We start from the raw sequence: 18131 nt of genomic DNA on the forward strand, positions 1-18131 counted from the left end.
CAAACCGACTTTCACGAGGTTTCAAGCATGAGCAAGCCGTTCAAACGTTTGTTGATCACCGGTGCAGCCGGCCGCCTGGGCAGCGTGTTGCGCAAGCACATGCAGGCCTTTGCCGACGAGCTGCGCCTGACCGATATCGCCGACATGGGCAGCGCCGCGCCGCACGAAGAGCTGGTGCGCTGCGACCTGGGCAACCTGGCCGATGTGCTGCCGCTGGCCGAGGGCGTGGATGCCATCATCCATGCCGGCGGCGTGCCGGTGGAGGACACCTTCGCGGCGATCCTCAACGGCAACATCGTGGGCACCTACAACATCTATGAAGCGGCGCGCCAGCATGGCGTCAAGCGCGTGATCTACACCAGCTCCAACCACGCCATCGGCTTCTATGACCGCACCGAAACCATCGACGCCAGCGCAGCGCACCGCCCCGACAGCCTGTACGGGGTGAGCAAGTGCTTTGCCGAGGACCTGGGCCGCTACTACTGGGACAAGTTCGCCATCGAGTCGGTGAACCTGCGCATCGGCTCCTCGTTCCCCGAGCCGCTGGACCGGCGCATGCTCGCCACCTGGCTGTCGTTCGCCGACTTCGCGCAGCTGTGCGAGCGCTCGCTGCTGGCGCCACGGGTCGGCCACATGATCGTGTACGGCATGTCCGACAACCGCGAAACCCTGTGGGACAACCGCCTGGCGTCCTCCCTCGGCTACGTGCCCAGGGACAGCGCCGACGACTACCGCGAGAAGGTCCTGGCCGAGCACCCGCCGCTGGACCCGAACGAGCCGGCGGCGCGCTACCACGGCGGCAACTTCGCCGGCGCCGGCCACTTCGAAGACCCGAAATGACCTTTTCCGAGCACTTTTGAAGAGACCCCAGCCATGGCTTCGACAGCAACAAAGCAGCATTACGATGTGGTGATCGTCGGCGGTGCGGTGAATGGCAGCGCCACCGCGTATTTTCTGGCCAGCAACCCGGACTTCACCGGCTCGGTGCTGGTGGTGGAGCGCGACTGGACCTATGCCCAATCGGCCACGGCGTTGTCCAGCAGCTCTATCCGGGTGCAGTTCTCCAACCCGATCAACATCCAGATCTCGCGCTTTGGCGCGCAGTTCATCCGCGACTTCCCCGAACTGATGGCGGTCAATGGCGACAGGCCCGACCTGGCCTTCAAGGAGAACGGCTACCTGTTCCTGGCCGACCAGAAAGGCTTCGACGTGCTCAGGCGTCTGCACCAGACCCAGCTGGACAACGGTGCCGACGTCACGTTGCTGGACACCGAGGCGCTGATCCGCCGCTTCCCGTGGGTCAACCCCGACAGCCTGGCCGGCGGCACCTATGGCGAGAAGGACGAGGGCTGGTTCGACAACTACGGGATCATGAACGGCTTTCGCAGAAAGGCCCGCAGCCTGGGCGTGGAGTATGTCGAGAACGAAGTGGTCCAGGTGCTGCGCGAGGGTGATGTGATCACCGGTGTGCGCCTGGGCGATGGCCAGTTGATCGGCTGTGGCCAACTGGTCAACACCGCCGGCACCCGTGGACGCCAGGTGGCGCGCCTGGCCGGGCTGGACATTCCGGTGGAGGCGCGGCGCCGTTCGCTGTTCGTGTTCGACTGCCATACGCCGCTGCCCGGCACCGTGCCGCTGACCATCGACCCCACCGGGGTGTTCTTCCGCCCCGAAGGCCACCTGTACCTGGGCGGCACCTACCCACGCCACGACCCGGAGGTGGATTTCAGCGACTTCGACGTGATGCACGACGAGTTCGAGGAAGAGGTGTGGCCGGTGCTGGCCGAGCGTGTGCCGGCGTTCGAGGCGATCAAGGTGGTCAACTCCTGGGCCGGGCACTACGACTTCTGCGTGCTCGACCACAACGCCATCGTCGGCCCCCATGACCAGGTGCGCAACTTCCTGTTCTGCAACGGTTTCAGTGGCCACGGCCTGCAGCAGGCACCGGCCATCGGCCGCGGCCTGAGCGAGCTGATCATCTACGGGGGCTACCGCACCCTGGACCTGAGTGCCCTGAGTTATCAACGGGTGATCGAGAACCGTCCTTTCCTGGAAGACTCGGTCATCTGACCGCGCCGCCTGATGGAGAACAACAAGATGAACACTGACAACAACGGGCTGCGCACGGGCGGGCAGGTGCTGGTCGATGCCTTGCGCATCAATGGCGTGGAACGCGCGTTCTGCGTGCCCGGCGAGAGCTACCTGGCGGTGCTCGATGCCTTGCACGATGCCAGGGACGACATCGAGCTGATCGTGTGCCGCCAGGAGGGCGGCGCCGCCTACATGGCCGAAGCCTACGGCAAGCTCACCGGCAAGCCGGGTATCTGCTTCGTCACCCGCGGGCCGGGGGCGACCAATGCCTCGGTCGGCGTGCACACCGCCTTCCAGGACTCCACGCCGATGATCCTGTTCATCGGCCAGGTGGCCCGCGACCAGGTGGAGCGCGAAGCCTTCCAGGAGATCGACTACCGCCGCATGTTCGGCCAGATGGCCAAGTGGGTGGTGGAGGTCGACGATGCCGCGCGCCTGCCCGAGCTGCTCAGCCAGGCGTTCCACCGCGCCACCAACGGCCGCCCCGGCCCGGTGGTGGTGGCCCTGCCCGAAGACATGCTGACGGATCGGGTGGCAGTGGCCGATGCCGGCCCGGCCCGGCGGATCGAAGCGGCGGCGGCATCTGCCGACCTGCAGCGCCTGCAGGCTCTGCTGGGCGAGGCACAGCGCCCGTTGGTGGTGCTGGGCGGTGGCGGCTGGACCGCCGAGGCGGTGGCCGATGCGCGGCGCTTCATCCAGGCCCAGAACCTGCCTGTAGCGGCCTCGTTCCGCTGCCAGGACCTGTTCGACAACACCTTGCCCCAGTACGCCGGCGACCTGGGCCTTGCCGCCGGCCCCGAGCTGGTGGAGGCGGTGAAAAGCAGTGACCTGCTGCTGGTGATCGGTGCACGCCTGGGCGAGATGAGCACCGGCGGCTATGCCCTGGTGGACATTCCGGTGCCCAGGCAGGCGCTGGTGCACATTCACCCCGGCATCGAGGAACTGGGCCGGGTGTACCAGCCGACCCTGGCGATCAACGCCGGCATGCCGACCATCGCCGCGCAACTGGCGGCGCTGGCGCCGGTCAAGCCGCAGGCATTCGCCGAGTGGGTACAGCGCCTGAACAGCGGCTACCGGGCCAACTTCGAATGCCCGCGTTCGCCCGGCGAGGTGCAGATGAGCGAGGTGATCGCCTGGCTCAACCAGCACCTGGCCGCCGACAGCATCATCACCTGCGGTGCCGGCAACTACACCGGCTGGGTGCACCGCGGCTACCAGCACCAGGCGTTTCGCACCTTGCTGGGGCCCACCAACGGCTCGATGGGCTATGGCGTGCCGGCGGCGATTGCGGCCAAGCTCACCGCGCCGCAGCGCAGCGTGGTGGCGTTCGCCGGTGATGGCTGCTTTCTGATGAACGGCCAGGAGCTGGCCACTGCCGCGCACTATGACGCCCGGGTCATCGTGGTGGTGGTGAACAACGGCATGTACGGCACCATCCGCATGCACCAGGAGCGCAGCTACCCGGGGCGGGTGTCGGGTACCGACCTGCACAACCCCGACTTCGCCGCGCTGGCACGGGCCTATGGCCTGCATGCCGAAACGGTGAGCGCCACCGAGCAGTTCGCGGGTGCGTTCGAGCGTTGCGAGGCGTCGGGCAAGCCGGCGCTGATCGAGGTGCAGATCGACCCCGAGGCGCTGACCCCGCGCATGACCCTCAGCCAGATCCGCGAAAAGGCCCTGGCGTCGCGTTGACCCTCCAGGCGGGGGCAGGGTCTGCCTCCCGCCGTTTCCCCTTATTCCCCTGCGAGCCCATCAGCATGAACCTTGCCGATCCTGATCTGCTGCGTGAACGTTGCTATATCGATGGAACCTGGGTGGGCGCCGACAGCGCCCGCAGCATTGACGTGACCAACCCGGCCACCGGCCAGCGCCTGGGTGGCGTGCCGCGCATGGGCGCCGACGAAGCCCGTCGCGCCGTGCTCGCCGCCCAGGCGGCGCTGCCGGCCTGGCGCGCCCTCACCGCCAAGGAACGCGCCAGCCGCTTGCAGGCGTGGTTTCGCGAAATTCTCCTGCACCAGGAAGACCTGGCGCGCATCATGACCGCCGAGCAGGGCAAGCCCCTGGCCGAGGCCCGTGGCGAGATCGCCTTCGCCGCAGCCTATGTGGAGTTCTATGCCGAGGAGGGCAAGCGCCTGTATGGCGACGTGATCCCCTCGCCGCAGGCCGACCGGCGCCTGCTGGTGACCAAGGAGCCGATTGGCGTGTGCGCGGCGATCACGCCGTGGAACTTCCCGGCGGCGATGATCACGCGCAAGGCCGCCCCGGCCCTGGCGGCCGGGTGCACGCTGGTGCTCAAGCCCGCCTCGCAGACCCCGTTCAGCGCCCTGGCGCTGTGCGTGCTGGCCGAACGCGCCGGCATACCGCGTGGCGTGCTCAACGTGGTGACCGGCGACTCGGCCGCCATCGGTGGCGAACTGACCGCCAACCCGGTGGTGCGCAAGCTGTCGTTCACCGGCTCCACGCCCATCGGCATCCAGTTGCTGCAGCAAAGCGCGGCCACGGTGAAGAAGGTGACCCTGGAGCTGGGCGGCAACGCGCCCTTCATCGTGTTCGACGACGCGGACCTTGAGGCGGCGGTGGAGGGCGCACTGGTGGCCAAGTTCCGCAACAGCGGGCAGACCTGCGTGTGCGCCAATCGCTTCTACATCCAGGACGGCATCTACGAGCGCTTTGTCGAGCGTTTTGCCCAGCGGGTCGGCGAGCTGGTGGTGGGCGAGGGCAGCCAGGCCGGCACCACCGTCGGCCCGCTGATCGATGCCAAGGCCGTGGCCGGGGTCGAGGCGATGGTGAGCGACGCACTGGAAGGCGGCGCGCGACTGGTCGCCGGTGGCCGGCGCCACCCCCTCGGCGAGGCGTTCTACCAGCCCACCGTGCTGGCCGAGGTGACACCGGACATGCGCGTGGCCCGCGAGGAGATTTTCGGGCCGGTGGCGCCGCTGTTTCGCTTTCACAGCGAAGAACAGGTCATCGCCCAGGCCAATGCCACCGAGTTCGGCCTGGCCTGCTACCTGTATGCACGGGATGTGGGGCGGATCTGGCGGGTCTCGGAGGCCCTGGAGTACGGCATGGTCGGCGTCAATGTCGGCGTGCTGGCCACCGAGGTCGCACCGTTTGGCGGTGTGAAGTCATCGGGGCTGGGGCGCGAAGGCTCGCGCTACGGGATCGAGGATTACCTCGAGATCAAGTACGTGTGCCTGGGCCTGGGCTGACCCGCGAGGGCAGGGCGACAGCGCCGCTCAGTCGCCGCTGTCGACCAGGCGCTGGTAACGCGAAAGGCTTTCTTCCAGGTGCTTGCGCACCGCCGAACGGGCGGCGTTGACGTCGCCCATGCTGATGGCCGAGAGAATCGCACCGTGTTCGCGGCCGATCTTCTTGATGTGCGCCAGGCGGTTCTTGCCGGTGGACTGGCCGTGCTTGAGGTTGAGGTCGAAGATGATGTCCGGGCCCAGGGCTTCGAGCAGCTGCGGGAAGTGCGGGTTGTTGGTGGCGCGGGCAATCGCCAGGTGGAACTCGAAGTCGGCACGGGCCTCTTCCTCGAGGTTGGAGCCATCCAGCGCGTTGAAGCGGTCGAAGGCCTCGGTGATCTGCGCCACGCTGGTGGGGCTGCGGCGCTCGGCGGCACGCGCGACCGACTCGGTCTCGATGCCCAGGCGCAGTTCCAGCACGTGGGCGGCGGCGCGCACGTCATCGACTGCGGTGCTCAGGGCAAAGCCCAGGCGCTTGACGTCCTGCTCGACCACGAATACGCCTACACCCTGGCGGGCGATCAGCCGACCGCCCAGACGCAACGAGGCCACGGCCTCGCGAATCACAGGGCGGCTGACGCCGAATTCCTTGCACAGCTCCTGTTCGGACGGAAGCTTCTGCCCCGGCCCGTATGTGCCATTGTCGATCCGGTTGGACAGCTCGTGGATCACTGTCTCCGCCAGATTGGCCCTGCGCGTTCCAAACGACGCATTCATAGTTGTGTAGCTCCTGAAACTGATGTGCTCATCACGATGGATTGAATGGTTGAACAGGTTGGCGCATCCGTCAAACGCGATCTGCGTCGATTTCACCCGACCCGCTAAAAACCCGAAGTAGCGGCGAAAATGTAGCCATATGTTATCAAACATCTGACTTGTTATGGTGCAAGCGCCTGATTCTACTGCAATCCCATGCCTCGTTAAGGTGCATGGATCAAGGCGTGCGTGGCTTTTGTCAGCATTTTCATTTTCCTCAAGCATACACCCATTGACAGTTGCCTGCTGACTGTTATCTTACAAGTGCGCCGGCGAGGTTGGCCAGGCGTGTGCAGTTCGTCCAATGATTACTGGGAGCTGAGAATGAATAAGAACAACCGGGGTTTGACCGCCCTTGCTGCACTGATGGCAACACTGATAGGGGCTGGCACGGCGAACGCGGCGGACACCCAGCTGGTACGGATCGGCTTTGCCGGCCCGCTGACCGGGCCCTCTGCACACCAGGGGCTGGATGTGGAACATGGCGTGAGCATCGCCATCGAAGAGGCCAACCAGCAGCAGTTGAAGCTGGGCGACAAGGTGGCCCAGTTCAAGCTGGTGTCCGAGGACGATGTGGCCGACCCGCGTACCGGTACCGCCGTGGCGCAACGCCTGGTGGATTCGAAGGTGGCGGTGGTGATCGGGCATTACAACTCGGGCACCAGCATCCCGGCCTCGAAGATCTACGCCGATGCCGGCATCCCGCAGATCTCGCCGTCGGCGACCAACCCGGCGCTGACCCGCCAGGGCATCAAGACCGTGTTTCGCGTGGTCAACGACGACGCCACCCTCGGCCGCTATGCCGGCAACTACCTGGTCAAGACCCTGCAGGCCCAGCGCATCGCGATCTTCGACGACCGCACCGCCTACGGCCAGGGCCTGGCCGACGAAGTGACCAAGGCGGTCAAGGCCGCCGGTGGCAACGTGGTGGTACGCGAATACACCAACGACAAGTCCACCGACTTCAATGCCATCCTCACCACCGCCAAGTCGCAGAAGGTCGATGCGGTGTTCTTCGCCGCCCTCGACTACCAGGCCGCCCCCATGGCCAAGCAGATGAAGAACCTGGGCCTGAAGGCCAGGTTCATGAACATCGGCAACCTGCCCAACGACGAGTTCAAGAAGATGGCCGGCAGCGCCGCCGAGGGCGTGTACGCCTGGAACTACGGCACCCCGTTGCTGGAGATGCCCAAGGGCGCGGCGTTCGAGCAGAAGCTCAAGGCCAAGTTCGGCACGGGCGTGGTGCAGTCCTCGCCTGCGGCGTACGACGCCACCTGGGCGGCGATCACCGCCATGGTCAAGGCGCAGTCGGCCGACCCTGCCGTGTACCTGCCGGTACTCAAGAGCGAAAGCTACGAGGGCGTCACCGGCACCATCGCATTCGATGAATTCGGCAACCTGAAAAGCCCGGCCGCCACGGTGTTCCAGTTTGCCGACGGCGGCTGGAAAACCCTCTCGGTCGAGCGCGACTGAGCCGTTGCTCTACCTCGAATAACAAGCGGGCCGCCCGGCTCGCAACAATAAGAAGCGTTCATTTCTGACCTGCCAGGCATGCCGCCGCGTCGCTGTTGCCAGCGCACGCGGTGAGCGACAACGCAGTTTTGAGGATTCAGCTCGTGGAAGGCAATTTCGATATCTTGTTGCAGCAGGTCCTCAACGGCCTGGTGCTGGGCAGCATCTATGCCCTGGTAGCCCTGGGCTACACCATGGTCTACGGCATCATCGGCCTGATTAACTTCGCCCACGGCGAGGTGGTGATGGTGGGCGCCATGGTGACCATCTCGGTGCTGAGCATGCTCGCGGGCATGGGCTTTGCGCCCGGCATCCTGACCCTGCTGCTGGCGATCATGGTGGCGGCGGCGGTGTGCATGCTGATGGCCCAGGGCATGGAGAAGTTCGCCTACCGGCCCTTGCGCAAGGCCCCGCGCCTGACCCCGCTGATCCTCGCGATCGGCATCTCGATCGCCTTGCAGAACCTGGCGATGATGATCTGGGGGCGTGGCTACAAGACCTTCCCCGAAGTGGTCGAAACCCGCCCGATCGAGGTGTTCGGCGCCACCGTCACCAACGTGCAGATGAGCATCATGATCATCTCGGTGGTGATCATGCTGGGGCTGTGGCTGCTGGTCGACAAGACGCGCCTGGGCAAGGCCATGCGCGCCACCGCGCAGAACCAGGAAGTGGCCGGGCTGATGGGTATCAACATCAACCGGGTGATTTCCGCGACCTTCCTGATCGGTGCCGGGCTTGGCGCCATCGCCGGGGTGATGCGCGCGGTCAACTACGGCCAGGCCGACGCCTACATGGGCCTGCTGCTGGGGCTCAAGGCTTTCTCGGCGGCGGTGCTGGGCGGCATCGGCAACCTGTTCGGGGCCATGGCCGGCGGGCTGCTGCTGGGCCTGATCGAGTCGCTGGCCGCCGGCTACACCGGCCACCTCACCGGGGGCTTCCTGGGCGCCAACTACCAGGACATCTTCGCGTTCGCCGTGCTCATTCTGGTGCTGCTGTTCCGACCCAACGGCCTGATGGGCGAACGCCAGGCCGACCGGGCCTAGGAGGCAACGCACATGAAAAACCAAACCGCACAGTACCTGCTGCTGATCCTGGCGTTCGTGGCCTTGCCCTTCGTCGTCGACAGCATTCCGTTCCTGGGGCCCACCTGGGTACGCATCCTCGGCTTTGCCATGCTCTACGTGCTGCTGGCACTGGGCCTGAACATCGTGATCGGCTACGCCGGCCTGCTCGACATGGGCTACATCGGCTTCTACGCCATCGGTGCCTACCTGTATGCCTTGCTGGCCTCGCCGCACCTGAACATGGCCGGCCTGGTGGACGGCGTGCTGAACTGGCCGCTGTGGGTGATCATCCCGCTGGCAGCGATTGCCGCGGCCATCTGCGGGGTGCTGATCGGCGCCCCCGTGCTCAAGCTGCGCGGCGACTACCTGGCCATCGTGACACTGGGCTTTGGCGAGATCATCCGCATCTTCATGAACAACCTCGACCAGCCGGTGAACATCACCAACGGGCCGCAGGGCATCAGCAACATCGCACCCTTGCACATCGACGGTGGGGCCTGGTCGCATGCCGCAGGGCAGGCGCCCGAGGCGCTGCTGTCGCTGCAGACCTCATGGAGCCTGTTCGGGCTCAAGGTCACCCCGGTGATCAGCTACTACCTGTTCTTCCTGGTGGTGGTGATCTTCGCCATCGTGCTGTCCAAGCGCCTCGAAGTCTCGCGCATCGGGCGGGCCTGGATGGCCCTGCGCGAGGACGAGGTGGCGGCCGAGGCCATGGGCCTGAACAAGCGCAACCTCAAGCTGCTGGCATTTGCCATGGGCGCGACCTTTGGCGGGGTATCCGGGGTGCTGTTTTCCAGCTACCAGGGCTTCGTCAGCCCCGAGTCATTCACCCTGATGGAGTCGATCATGGTGCTGGCGATGGTGGTGCTCGGCGGCATGGGCTCTATTCGCGGCGTGGTGCTGGGGGCGTTGATCCTGTCGGTGATGCCCGAGGTGTTCCGCGACCTGGTCAACTGGATACAGCCGTTCGTGATGGACAACGTGACCTTCGTCAGCCGCGAGGTGCTGCGCAACGTGCTGGATGCCTCGACCCTGCGCATGCTGGTGTTCGGCCTGGCGCTGATTCTGGTGATGCGCTACCGGCCCGAGGGCCTGTGGCCGTCCAACCGGCGCCGCGCCGAGCTGCATGACGGCGACCCCGAGCCCACCCCGGCGGCGACCGCGCTGAGCACCACGGTGCCCGCGAGCACGCCGGCCTTCGATCACCCGGCCCAACAGGCGGACAAGGTATGAGCGACGTATTACTGGAGCTGCGTTCGGTCAGCAAGTTCTTTGGCGGCCTGCAGGCCCTGCACGGCATCGACCTGTCGATCCGGCGCGGCGAGATCCGCGGCCTGCTGGGCCCCAACGGCGCGGGCAAGACCACCCTGTTCAACGTGCTTACCGGGCTGTACCGGGCCGAAGAGGGCAAGGTCGAATTCGACGGCAAGCCGCTGAACATCAGCAAGCCGCACAAGGTGGTGGAGGCGGGTATCTCGCGCACCTTCCAGAACATCCGGCTGTTCCACAACATGACCGCGCTGGAAAACGTGATGATCGGTCGCCATGTACGCACCCGCTGCGGGGTGTTCGGGGCCGTGTTCCGCACCCCGGCCTGCGTGCGCGAAGAGCGCGAGATTCGCCAGGCTGCGCGGCACTGGCTGGCCTACGTGGGCATCGGGCACCTGGCCGGGGAGCTGGCCAAGAACCTGTCCTACGGCGACCAGCGGCGTCTGGAAATTGCCCGCTCGCTGGCCACCGAACCCTTGCTGATTGCCCTGGACGAACCGGCGGCCGGCATGAACGCCTCCGAGACCGAAGGCCTGCGCCAGCTGATGTGCAAGATGAAGGCCGACGGCAAGACGGTGCTGCTGATCGAGCATGACGTGAAGCTGGTGATGGGCTTGTGCGATCACGTCACCGTGCTGGAATTCGGCAGGAAGATCGCCGATGGCCTGCCGGCCGATGTGCAAAGGGACCCTCGGGTAATCGAGGCCTATCTGGGTTCGGAGGCGGTGGCCTGAACATGAAGAACATTCTTGAAGTACGCGACCTGCAGGTGGCCTACGGGGCCATCCAGGCGATCAAGGGCATCGACCTGCACATCCGCGAGGGCGAAATGGTCGCGCTGATCGGCGCCAACGGCGCCGGCAAGACCACCACCCTCAAGACCCTGGCCGGCCTGCTCAGCCCGGTGGCCGGGCAGATCACCTTCGATGGCAAGGCGCATGCGGCGATCAAGAGCTACGACCTGATCCGCCAGGGCCTGGCGCTGGTGCCGGAAGGCCGCGGGATCTTCCCCAAGCTGACGGTGTACGAGAACCTGGAGATGGGCGCGTTCTCGCGAACCGACGGCAAGGACGCGATCCAGGCCGATATCGAACGCATGTTCGGCATCTTCCCGCGGCTCAAGGAGCGCGCCTTTCAGCTGGCCGGCACCATGTCGGGCGGCGAGCAGCAGATGCTGGCGATTTCCCGGGCATTGATGGGCAGGCCCAAGCTGCTGTTGCTCGACGAGCCGTCGATGGGCCTGGCGCCGATCATCGTGCAGAAGATCTTCGAAACCATCGTCGAGGTGGTCAAGGGCGGCGTGACCCTGCTGCTGGTGGAGCAGAACGCCAGGCTTGCCTTGCAGACCTGCCAGCGCGCCTATGTGATCGATGGCGGGCGCATCGCGCTGGAAGGCCAGGCCAGCGACCTGCTGCACAACGAGCAGGTGCAGAAGGCGTATCTGGGCGAGTAGGCGCCGTTCAGGGGTGCCGGCGCTGCACCAGGGCCGGGCCCTGGTTGCGGCTGTTGCCCACGGCGCTGTCCACGGGGTACCACTCGAACACCTGGGCGGGCTCGGCGAGGTCCAGCAGCAGCTGTTCGGCGTATGCCTTGGAGGTGGCGGGGTCCAGCCAGTGGCGTGCCGCATCTGCAGCCAGCACCACCGGGCGCCGGTCATGCACATCCAGCAGGCCGCCCTGGCTGTCGGCCGTGATGATCACGCAGCCGTCCTGCTCGCCGGGTGGGTCGCCCAGCTGGCCGATGGCCGCGCACAGGGCAGGGCGTCCATCGCGGCGGCGGATCAGGTAGGGCTGCTTCTTAGGCCCGCCCTCATCGACCCATTCGAACCAGTTATCGACCGGCACGATCAGCCGGTGCGGCCAGATGGCGCGAAAGAACGGGCCGTGGGCCACCTTCTCGACGCGGGCATTGATCGGTGCCGGCTTGTCCTGCGCCCAGTGTGGCCGCCAGCCCCAGCGCAGCAGGTCGGCGTGCAGGGTGTCATGCTGCAGGCCGAGTACCGCCAGCTGGGTGGTGGGGGCCACGTTGTAGTGCCCAAGCGGCGCATCGCCCACGCGGTTGACCAGTGGGTTGGGCATGCTCAGGGCGTCCACGAACTCGTGGATGCCGTGGTACTGGCTCAGTCGTCCGCACATGTGCACCTCCGCCGGCAGGCCTGTTTGAGCATAGGCCGATTTGGTGGGCGGCGGTGCGTGGCCGGTCGGCCGCTGTCAGCCGGGGGCGAGGGTCACGGCGCTTCCTGGCTCAGCGCCGAGCGCCCGGCACTGTGGAACACCACGTCATCCTGCGGGGTGTGGATGCGGCTGCACAGCACGTTGCGGTAGTGCCGCTCCAGCGGGTTGTGCCGCGAAAGCCCTGGGTTGCCGCTGGCCTCGATGGCCAGCTCCACGGCCTGGATGGCGTTGTGCGTGACCAGTTGCTTGAGCTGCCCGGCGTGCTGCGCGGTGACCTGGCCGCTGGCCGCGGAGTCGAGCAGGTTGCGGTTGGCGAACAGCAGGGTATCGATGCGCCCGACCCGCTCCTGAAAGCGCGGCAGGCTGGCCAGCGGCTGGCCGAGGTTGGACGGCACCCGCTCGCGCAGGAAGCTCACCAGCCAGTCGCGTGCGGCCTGGGCCACGCCGTCGTAGAGGCTGGCCAGCAGCACCGCCATCCACAGCTGAGCTTCGCCATCGAGCTCGGCGCGCGGTGCGCTGGCCGGGCTGACGGCCACGGCATGCTCCAGCGGCAGCAGCACATCGTCGAACTCGACGCGGTGGCTGCAGGTGGCACGCATGCCCAGGTGATCCCACTCATCGACGATGCGGATGCCGGGGCTGTCCTTGTGCACCAGAAAGCCGCCCACCAGCGGGTCGGCATCGTCGCTGCGCGCCCACACCAGGTACCAGCTCAGGCCGTGGCTGCCGGTGGAGTAGAGCTTGGTGCCGGACAGGCGCCAGCCTTCGGCGGTACGCCGCGCGAGGGTCGCGGGCAGGCCGCCACGGGCCGGGGTGCCCAGCTCGGGTTCGACCCTGAAGGCATTGATCAGCGCGCCGTGCTCCACCGCTTCGCGGGCCAGGCGCTGGCGCAGCGACACCGGCCAGCGCTGGTCGTCCTGCAGGCGCACGTGCTGCAGGTACTGCATGACCAGAATCAGTGCGGTGGAGGGCTCGCCCTTGGCCACGGCGGCCACCACCTTGCGCGCGGTGGCGAGGTCGGCACCGGCCCCCCCCAGCTCGCGCGGCACGGTGAGCGCGAGCAGGCCATGGCGTTGCAGCAGGGCAAAGTTGGCGGCGGGGAAGGCACCGCTGCGGTCCACCTCGGCGGCGCTGGCGGCCAGCTCGCGGGTCAGGGTAAACAGCAGTGGGTCCAGGTCGGCCAGGGCAGGGGCCGATTCGATCGAACGGTACGGCGCGGCAATAGAAGACAGGCTCATCAGGCACTCATCGCAGAAAATCCAGGGAGCACCCGGGGGTGCCGTCGTCCCGCCCCGAGTTGTGTGTGCAGATCGGCGGGCTTATGACCGTATGCGTTAAATTTTCTGATGTAAAATTCTTTATGGTTATAAGCTAATGGCGATAATTAAACGTTATTTGCATATTAGTATATTCATAAAATGCACTTCACTGATTTATGGCGAGCCGGTAGAGTCGCTCTACAATCGCCTTCAGGAGTGCACTGCATGCCACCCATTTCACGACTTCTCGCCCTCGCTGGCGCCTTGCTGCTGGCCGGGCAGGTGCTGGCCGAACCGCGTATCGAACTGCGTATCGGCGACCAGAAGGGCAACATGCGTGCCCAGCTGGAGGCCGCCGACGGGCTGCGCGACCTGCCGTATGACATCAAGTGGGCGGAGTTTCCGGCTGCCGCGCCGCTGGCCGAGGCGCTCAATGCCGGCGCGGTGGACGCCGGTATCATCGGTGATGCGCCGCTGCTGTTCGCCCTGGCGTCCGGCGCGCAGGTCAAGGCGATTGCCGTGGACAAGTCCGACGCCTATGGCACAGCCGTGCTGGTGGACCCCGGGTCGGCGCTGCACGCGGCGGCCGACCTCAAGGGCAAGCGCATCGCCACCGGGCGCGGCTCGATTGGCCATTACGTGGCGCTCAAGGCGCTGGCCAGCGCGGGGCTGAGCGAGGAGGACGTCGAGTTCCGCTTCCTTGGCCCGGTGGATGCCAGGATGGCCCTGGCCAACGGTTCGGTGGATGCCTGGGCGACGTGGGAGCCCTACACCGCGCTGGCCGAAACCACCGGCCAGGGCCGGGTGCTGGTCAATGGTCGCGGCTTGTCCAGTGGCAACAGCTTTCTGGCGGCGACCGACAAGGCGTTGGCCGACCCGGCCCGGCGCGCGGCCCTGCAGGACTACCTGGCGCGCCTGGCCAAGGCCCAGGTGTGGGCCAACCAGAACCTGGACAGCTACTCCAAGACCCTGGCGCAGATCATCGGCTTCCCGCAGGACGCGGCCCGGCTGCAGTTCGAGCGTCGCCAGTTGCGCTGGCAGGTCGTGGACGCCGGCACCATCGCCGAGCAGCAGGAAACCGCCGACTTCTACCAGGCCCACGGCCTGATTGCCCAACGTCTGGACGTGGCGCCGACCTTTGCCGGCGGCTTCGTGCTGCCCGCCAGCGTCGCCGTGACCCAGGCCCACTGACAGGAGCTGACCCCATGCAACCGTTCAAACGTCTGCGACAACTGGCCATCGGCGCGCTGCTTGGCGCCAGCCTGGTCGGTAGCGCCAGCGCGGGGCAAACCCTGCGCATCGGTTACCAGAAATCCTCGACGCTGCTGATTCTGCTCAAGGCCCAGGGTACGTTGGAGCAGCAGCTGGCGCAGCAGGGCATACAGGTCAGCTGGCATGAGTTCGCCAGCGGCCTGCCGCTGCTGGAGGCCCTGAACCTGGGCAATGTCGATGTGTCGGCGGATGTGGCCGACACCGTGCCGGTGTTCGCCCAGGCGGCGGGGGCGCGGCTGACCTATTTTGCCCGCGAGACGCCATCGCCACTGGCCCAGGCCATTCTGGTGCCGGCGGATTCGCCGCTGCACAGCCTGGCGGACCTCAAGGGCAAGAAGGTGGCGGTGACCAAGGCCGCGGGGAGCCATTACCTGTTGATACAGGCCCTGGCCAGGGCCGGGTTGACCTTCAGCGATATCCAGCCGGCCTACCTGATCCCGGCCGATGGCCGTGCGGCGTTCGAGAACCGCAAGGTCGATGCCTGGGTCACCTGGGACCCGTTCGTGGCCAGCGCCCAGCGCCAGCAGCATGCGCGGGTGCTGAGCGATGGGCAGGGGCTGGCCAGTTACCAGCGTTACTACCTGGCGGGCAGCGATTACGCCAAGGCGCATCCGCAGGTGCTTGAAACCGTGTTCGGTGCGTTGCAGAAGGCGGGGCAGTGGACCAAGGCCAACCCCACGCAGGCGGCGCAGGTGCTGGGGCCGTTGTGGGGCAACCTGGATGTGGCCACGGTGGAGCAGGCCAATGCGCGGCGCAGTTACGACGTGCAGTTGGTGAAGCCGGAGCATCTGGCCGAACAGCAGCAGATTGCCGATGTGTTCTTTGCCCAGGGCCTGTTGCCGCGCAAGGTGGATGCGGCGGCGGTGTCGTTGTTCCAGCCAGTGGCAGGGCGCTGATTGCGGCTCGGCGGGTGGGGGCTGCCTGATCCACGGTGGGTTCAGGTTGTACGAGCGCTTCGCGCTCGATTCGCCGGCAAGGCCGGCGCCTACTGTGCTTGTGCCCGAAGCAAGCAGGAGCGGGCCTTGCCCGCACCTGCGTATGCGGCCTGTCGGCCAGGGGCAGACCTGATACGGTCTGCTCAGGAGGTTCAGATCACCCGGAACCCATGGGTGCTATCACGCCCCAGCTGCGCCACCAACCCGAACTCCCAATCCAGGTACCTCTGCATCGCCTCACGCGGGTTGTCGGTGCCTTCATACGGCCGGCGGTAACGGTCGCTGCGCGGCACCGCCAGGTGCGTCTCGCCCGACTCCAGCGGCCGCCCCTCGGCAATCCAGCGGCCCGTACCACCCTCCAGCACGAACACCGGCACTCGGGTCAGGCGTTGCAGGTCCTGCGCCGCGAACCGCGCCAGCAAGCTGCTGCCGCAGGTCAGCACGTAACGTCCCGCCACCGGCAAGCGCTCCAGTGCCTGCTCCAGCTGTGCCCTGATCGCCCAGTGCGCGCCCGGTATGTGCCGCTGCACGTAATTGGCACTGGTGGTGAAGTCGAGCAGCACCGTGTCGGCGTCGGCCTGCCACTGCACCAACTGCTCGGGGTCGATGGTCGAAGGCTGCGGCAACGCCGGCAACGGCGGCTGCCAATCACCCGTTTCGCTGAAGTCGCCTGCGCCCAAGCCATCGAGCACCGCCACCTCCCAGCCCATCTGCGCCAACCACGACGCACTCATGTTGGCACGCACGCCATCGTCATCGATCAGCACGATGCGCGCCCCGCGCACACTGGCCACATGGTCGGTTTCCTGCACCAGCTGACCACCTGGCGTCGAGCGGCTGCCTGGCAGGTGGCCCCGGGCAAATTCCTCGGGGGTGCGCACATCGAACACATAAGTACTGCGATCGGCCTGGGCGCGCCACGCCGCCAGCGTCTGGCTGTCCGCACGCACGACACCGGCCTTGTCGGCCACGGCGCGGGCCTGTTCGGCGGCGCGCTGCCGGTTGGCCGGGCTCACGTCGCCGAAGCGCCGCGATTGGCCATGGGCCAGGGTCTGCCCCGCCAATGTCCAGCCAATGGTGCCGTTGCGCAAAGCCGATACCGGGTTGGGAATGCCGGCGTTGACCAGCGACTGGGTGCCGATGATGCTGCGGGTGCGCCCGGCGCAATTGACGATCACGCGGGTGGCCGGGTTCGGTGCCAGCTCGGCTACCCGCAGCACAAGTTCGGCACCCGGCACGCTGATGCCGCCCGGAATGCTCATGGTCTGGTATTCGTCGAAGCGACGCGCATCCAGCACCACCACGTCGGCCTTTTCGTTCAGCAGCGCCTGCACTTCTTCGGCCGCCAGCGAAGGGGTGTGGCGCTGGCTTTCCACCAGTTCGCCAAACGCCTTGCTCGGTACGTTCACATCCTGGAACAGCTCGCCGCCGGCCTCGCGCCAGCCGGCCAGGCCGCCTTCGAGCAGGGCCACGTCGCTGTAGCCAAGTTGACTCAGGCGCTGGAGCGCAATCTGCGCCAGGCCCTCGCCATCGTCATACACGGTGATCGGTGTATCGCGCCGGGGCACTCGCGCGTAGATTTCGATTTCAAGCCTGGACAGCGGGATGTTGGCCGCGAACAGCGGATGTTCCACGGCGAAGGGCGCTTCTTCGCGCACATCGATCAGGGCCAGTTCATGCCTGGCCAGCAAGTGCTGGCGCAGGTGGGCGTAGGTGCGGGTGGTCGGGGTGCTCATGGCGCAAGGTTCTCTTTTGACAGGTCCCACAGATTGGGCAGTTGGGTGTTGGAATAACCGGAGATGAAGGGTTTCTCGCTGCCGTCGGCCAGGTACACGGCACGCCTGACCGCGCCGATGTTGGCGCCGTACACGTGGATGCTGATCGACACCTGGTCGTCGAAGGCATTGCTGACCTGATGGATGTCGCCGATGCGCGGCGACACCGCCTCGACCTGGCCGCGCTCGAGGCGCACCGGGCTGCCGGACGGCAGCAGCGCGCCGTGCTCGCTGCGGGCAAACCCCTGGGCGTATTCGGCGCCGCGCAGCATGCCGATCAGGCCCCATACCCGGTGGTCGTGGACCGGCGTGGTCTGCCCAGGCCCCCACACGAAGCTGACGATGGAGAAGCGCTGGCGCGAATCGCAGTGCAGCAGGTACTGCTGATAGCGTTCGGGGCTGGGCTGGGCCAGCTCTGGCGGCAGCCAGTCGTCATGGGCCACCAGTTGCTGCAACAGGCGCTGGCCATCATCGAGAAGGGCCGCTTCATCGGTTTCTCGGTCGAGCAGGCTGGCCAGTTCGTCGATGAACTGACGCAAGCGGTCCAGGCGAAGGGGGTCGGTCATGGTCGGGGCTCTGGCTACGGTTTCGAATCACCCTAGCAACCGCCTGATGATTCTCAAAATTCAAATTGAGCATAAGCTAATATGCGCAAAGTGAATTTTAAAGCTGTTTCGATATAAATCATTTTTTATATTAGGTTATGCCTAAAATGAATTTCACAAGGGGTGGCGGGCTCGGTAGCTTATAAGCGTTCGTTTTGAAGAAAGAACCTTCTA

The 18131-nt window shown here is 66.3% G+C and carries 16 protein-coding genes; 11 read left to right on the top strand and 5 right to left on the bottom strand.

Features of this window, described 5'->3' with window-relative positions; genetic code table 11:
- The first annotated feature begins 27 nt into the window (after nucleotides 1-27).
- The 4 genes from FW760_RS01795 (at nucleotide 28) to FW760_RS01810 (ending at nucleotide 5300) form a co-directional block, all read left to right on the top strand.
- Entirely contained in the window at nucleotides 28-840 is an 813-nt protein-coding gene (locus tag FW760_RS01795) for an NAD-dependent epimerase/dehydratase family protein (protein WP_043864051.1), read from the top strand.
- Nucleotides 841-873: 33 nt separating this feature from the next.
- A complete protein-coding gene (locus tag FW760_RS01800; RefSeq protein WP_116053703.1) occupies nucleotides 874-2070 on the top strand; it encodes an NAD(P)/FAD-dependent oxidoreductase in 1197 nt (398 codons plus the stop codon).
- A 27-nt stretch (nucleotides 2071-2097) separates the two neighbouring features.
- Complete coding sequence (locus FW760_RS01805; RefSeq protein ID WP_116055328.1) at nucleotides 2098-3783, top strand: thiamine pyrophosphate-binding protein; 1686 nt, start codon at nucleotides 2098-2100, stop codon at nucleotides 3781-3783.
- A 65-nt stretch (nucleotides 3784-3848) separates the two neighbouring features.
- Complete coding sequence (locus FW760_RS01810) at nucleotides 3849-5300, top strand: NAD-dependent succinate-semialdehyde dehydrogenase (RefSeq protein WP_116053706.1); 1452 nt, start codon at nucleotides 3849-3851, stop codon at nucleotides 5298-5300.
- Between the two features lie 27 nt (nucleotides 5301-5327).
- Here the strand turns inward: FW760_RS01810 and FW760_RS01815 are convergent, their stop codons facing one another.
- Nucleotides 5328-6053 (bottom strand): FadR/GntR family transcriptional regulator, encoded by a 726-nt coding sequence (locus tag FW760_RS01815; protein ID WP_043864047.1) that lies wholly within the window; start codon nucleotides 6051-6053, stop codon nucleotides 5328-5330.
- A gap of 363 nt (nucleotides 6054-6416) precedes the next feature.
- On the opposite strand from FW760_RS01815, the gene FW760_RS01820 reads away from it, so the two are divergent.
- From FW760_RS01820 to FW760_RS01840, 5 genes are all read left to right on the top strand, one after another.
- Complete coding sequence (locus FW760_RS01820) at nucleotides 6417-7565, top strand: branched-chain amino acid ABC transporter substrate-binding protein (protein WP_052504315.1); 1149 nt, start codon at nucleotides 6417-6419, stop codon at nucleotides 7563-7565.
- A gap of 143 nt (nucleotides 7566-7708) precedes the next feature.
- Nucleotides 7709-8647: a branched-chain amino acid ABC transporter permease gene (locus tag FW760_RS01825; protein WP_043864046.1), complete on the top strand. Its 939-nt coding sequence runs from the start codon at nucleotides 7709-7711 to the stop codon at nucleotides 8645-8647.
- Nucleotides 8648-8659: 12 nt separating this feature from the next.
- The gene (locus tag FW760_RS01830; RefSeq protein WP_043864045.1) at nucleotides 8660-9901 is read left to right on the top strand and encodes an ABC transporter permease subunit; all 1242 of its coding nucleotides are present in this window, start codon (nucleotides 8660-8662) and stop codon (nucleotides 9899-9901) included.
- On the top strand, nucleotides 9898-10671 hold the full coding sequence (locus FW760_RS01835) for an ABC transporter ATP-binding protein (RefSeq protein WP_054914344.1): 774 nt from the start codon (nucleotides 9898-9900) through the stop codon (nucleotides 10669-10671). The genes FW760_RS01830 and FW760_RS01835 overlap by 4 nt, the downstream gene beginning before the upstream one ends.
- 2 nt (nucleotides 10672-10673) lie before the next feature.
- Nucleotides 10674-11390 carry an ABC transporter ATP-binding protein gene (locus tag FW760_RS01840; protein WP_043864043.1) on the top strand — a complete coding sequence of 239 codons (717 nt, stop codon included), beginning with the start codon at nucleotides 10674-10676 and terminating at the stop codon, nucleotides 11388-11390.
- 7 nt (nucleotides 11391-11397) lie between these two features.
- Here the strand turns inward: FW760_RS01840 and FW760_RS01845 are convergent, their stop codons facing one another.
- Together FW760_RS01845 and FW760_RS01850 are read right to left on the bottom strand one after the other, a co-directional pair.
- Complete coding sequence (locus FW760_RS01845) at nucleotides 11398-12072, bottom strand: SOS response-associated peptidase (protein WP_043864042.1); 675 nt, start codon at nucleotides 12070-12072, stop codon at nucleotides 11398-11400.
- 92 nt (nucleotides 12073-12164) lie between these two features.
- Nucleotides 12165-13349: an acyl-CoA dehydrogenase family protein gene (locus FW760_RS01850; RefSeq protein ID WP_054914345.1), complete on the bottom strand. Its 1185-nt coding sequence runs from the start codon at nucleotides 13347-13349 to the stop codon at nucleotides 12165-12167.
- 246 nt (nucleotides 13350-13595) lie between these two features.
- Here FW760_RS01850 and FW760_RS01855 point away from each other — a divergent pair, with 246 nt between their 5' ends.
- Nucleotides 13596-14561 carry an ABC transporter substrate-binding protein gene (locus FW760_RS01855; protein WP_371917285.1) on the top strand — a complete coding sequence of 322 codons (966 nt, stop codon included), beginning with the start codon at nucleotides 13596-13598 and terminating at the stop codon, nucleotides 14559-14561.
- A gap of 14 nt (nucleotides 14562-14575) precedes the next feature.
- Nucleotides 14576-15538 carry an aliphatic sulfonate ABC transporter substrate-binding protein gene (locus tag FW760_RS01860; RefSeq protein WP_100632637.1) on the top strand — a complete coding sequence of 321 codons (963 nt, stop codon included), beginning with the start codon at nucleotides 14576-14578 and terminating at the stop codon, nucleotides 15536-15538.
- A 191-nt stretch (nucleotides 15539-15729) separates the two neighbouring features.
- On the opposite strand, the gene FW760_RS01865 is transcribed toward FW760_RS01860, so the two are convergent.
- Both FW760_RS01865 and FW760_RS01870 read right to left on the bottom strand, forming a co-directional pair.
- A complete protein-coding gene (locus FW760_RS01865) occupies nucleotides 15730-17313 on the bottom strand; it encodes a rhodanese-related sulfurtransferase (RefSeq protein ID WP_446443536.1) in 1584 nt (527 codons plus the stop codon).
- A complete protein-coding gene (locus FW760_RS01870; protein WP_088514431.1) occupies nucleotides 17310-17918 on the bottom strand; it encodes a cysteine dioxygenase family protein in 609 nt (202 codons plus the stop codon). Before FW760_RS01870 ends, FW760_RS01865 begins: the two co-directional genes overlap by 4 nt.
- Nucleotides 17919-18131: the final 213 nt, after the last annotated feature.

The sequence above is a fragment of the Pseudomonas sp. 1176_21 genome, from assembly GCF_052850635.1.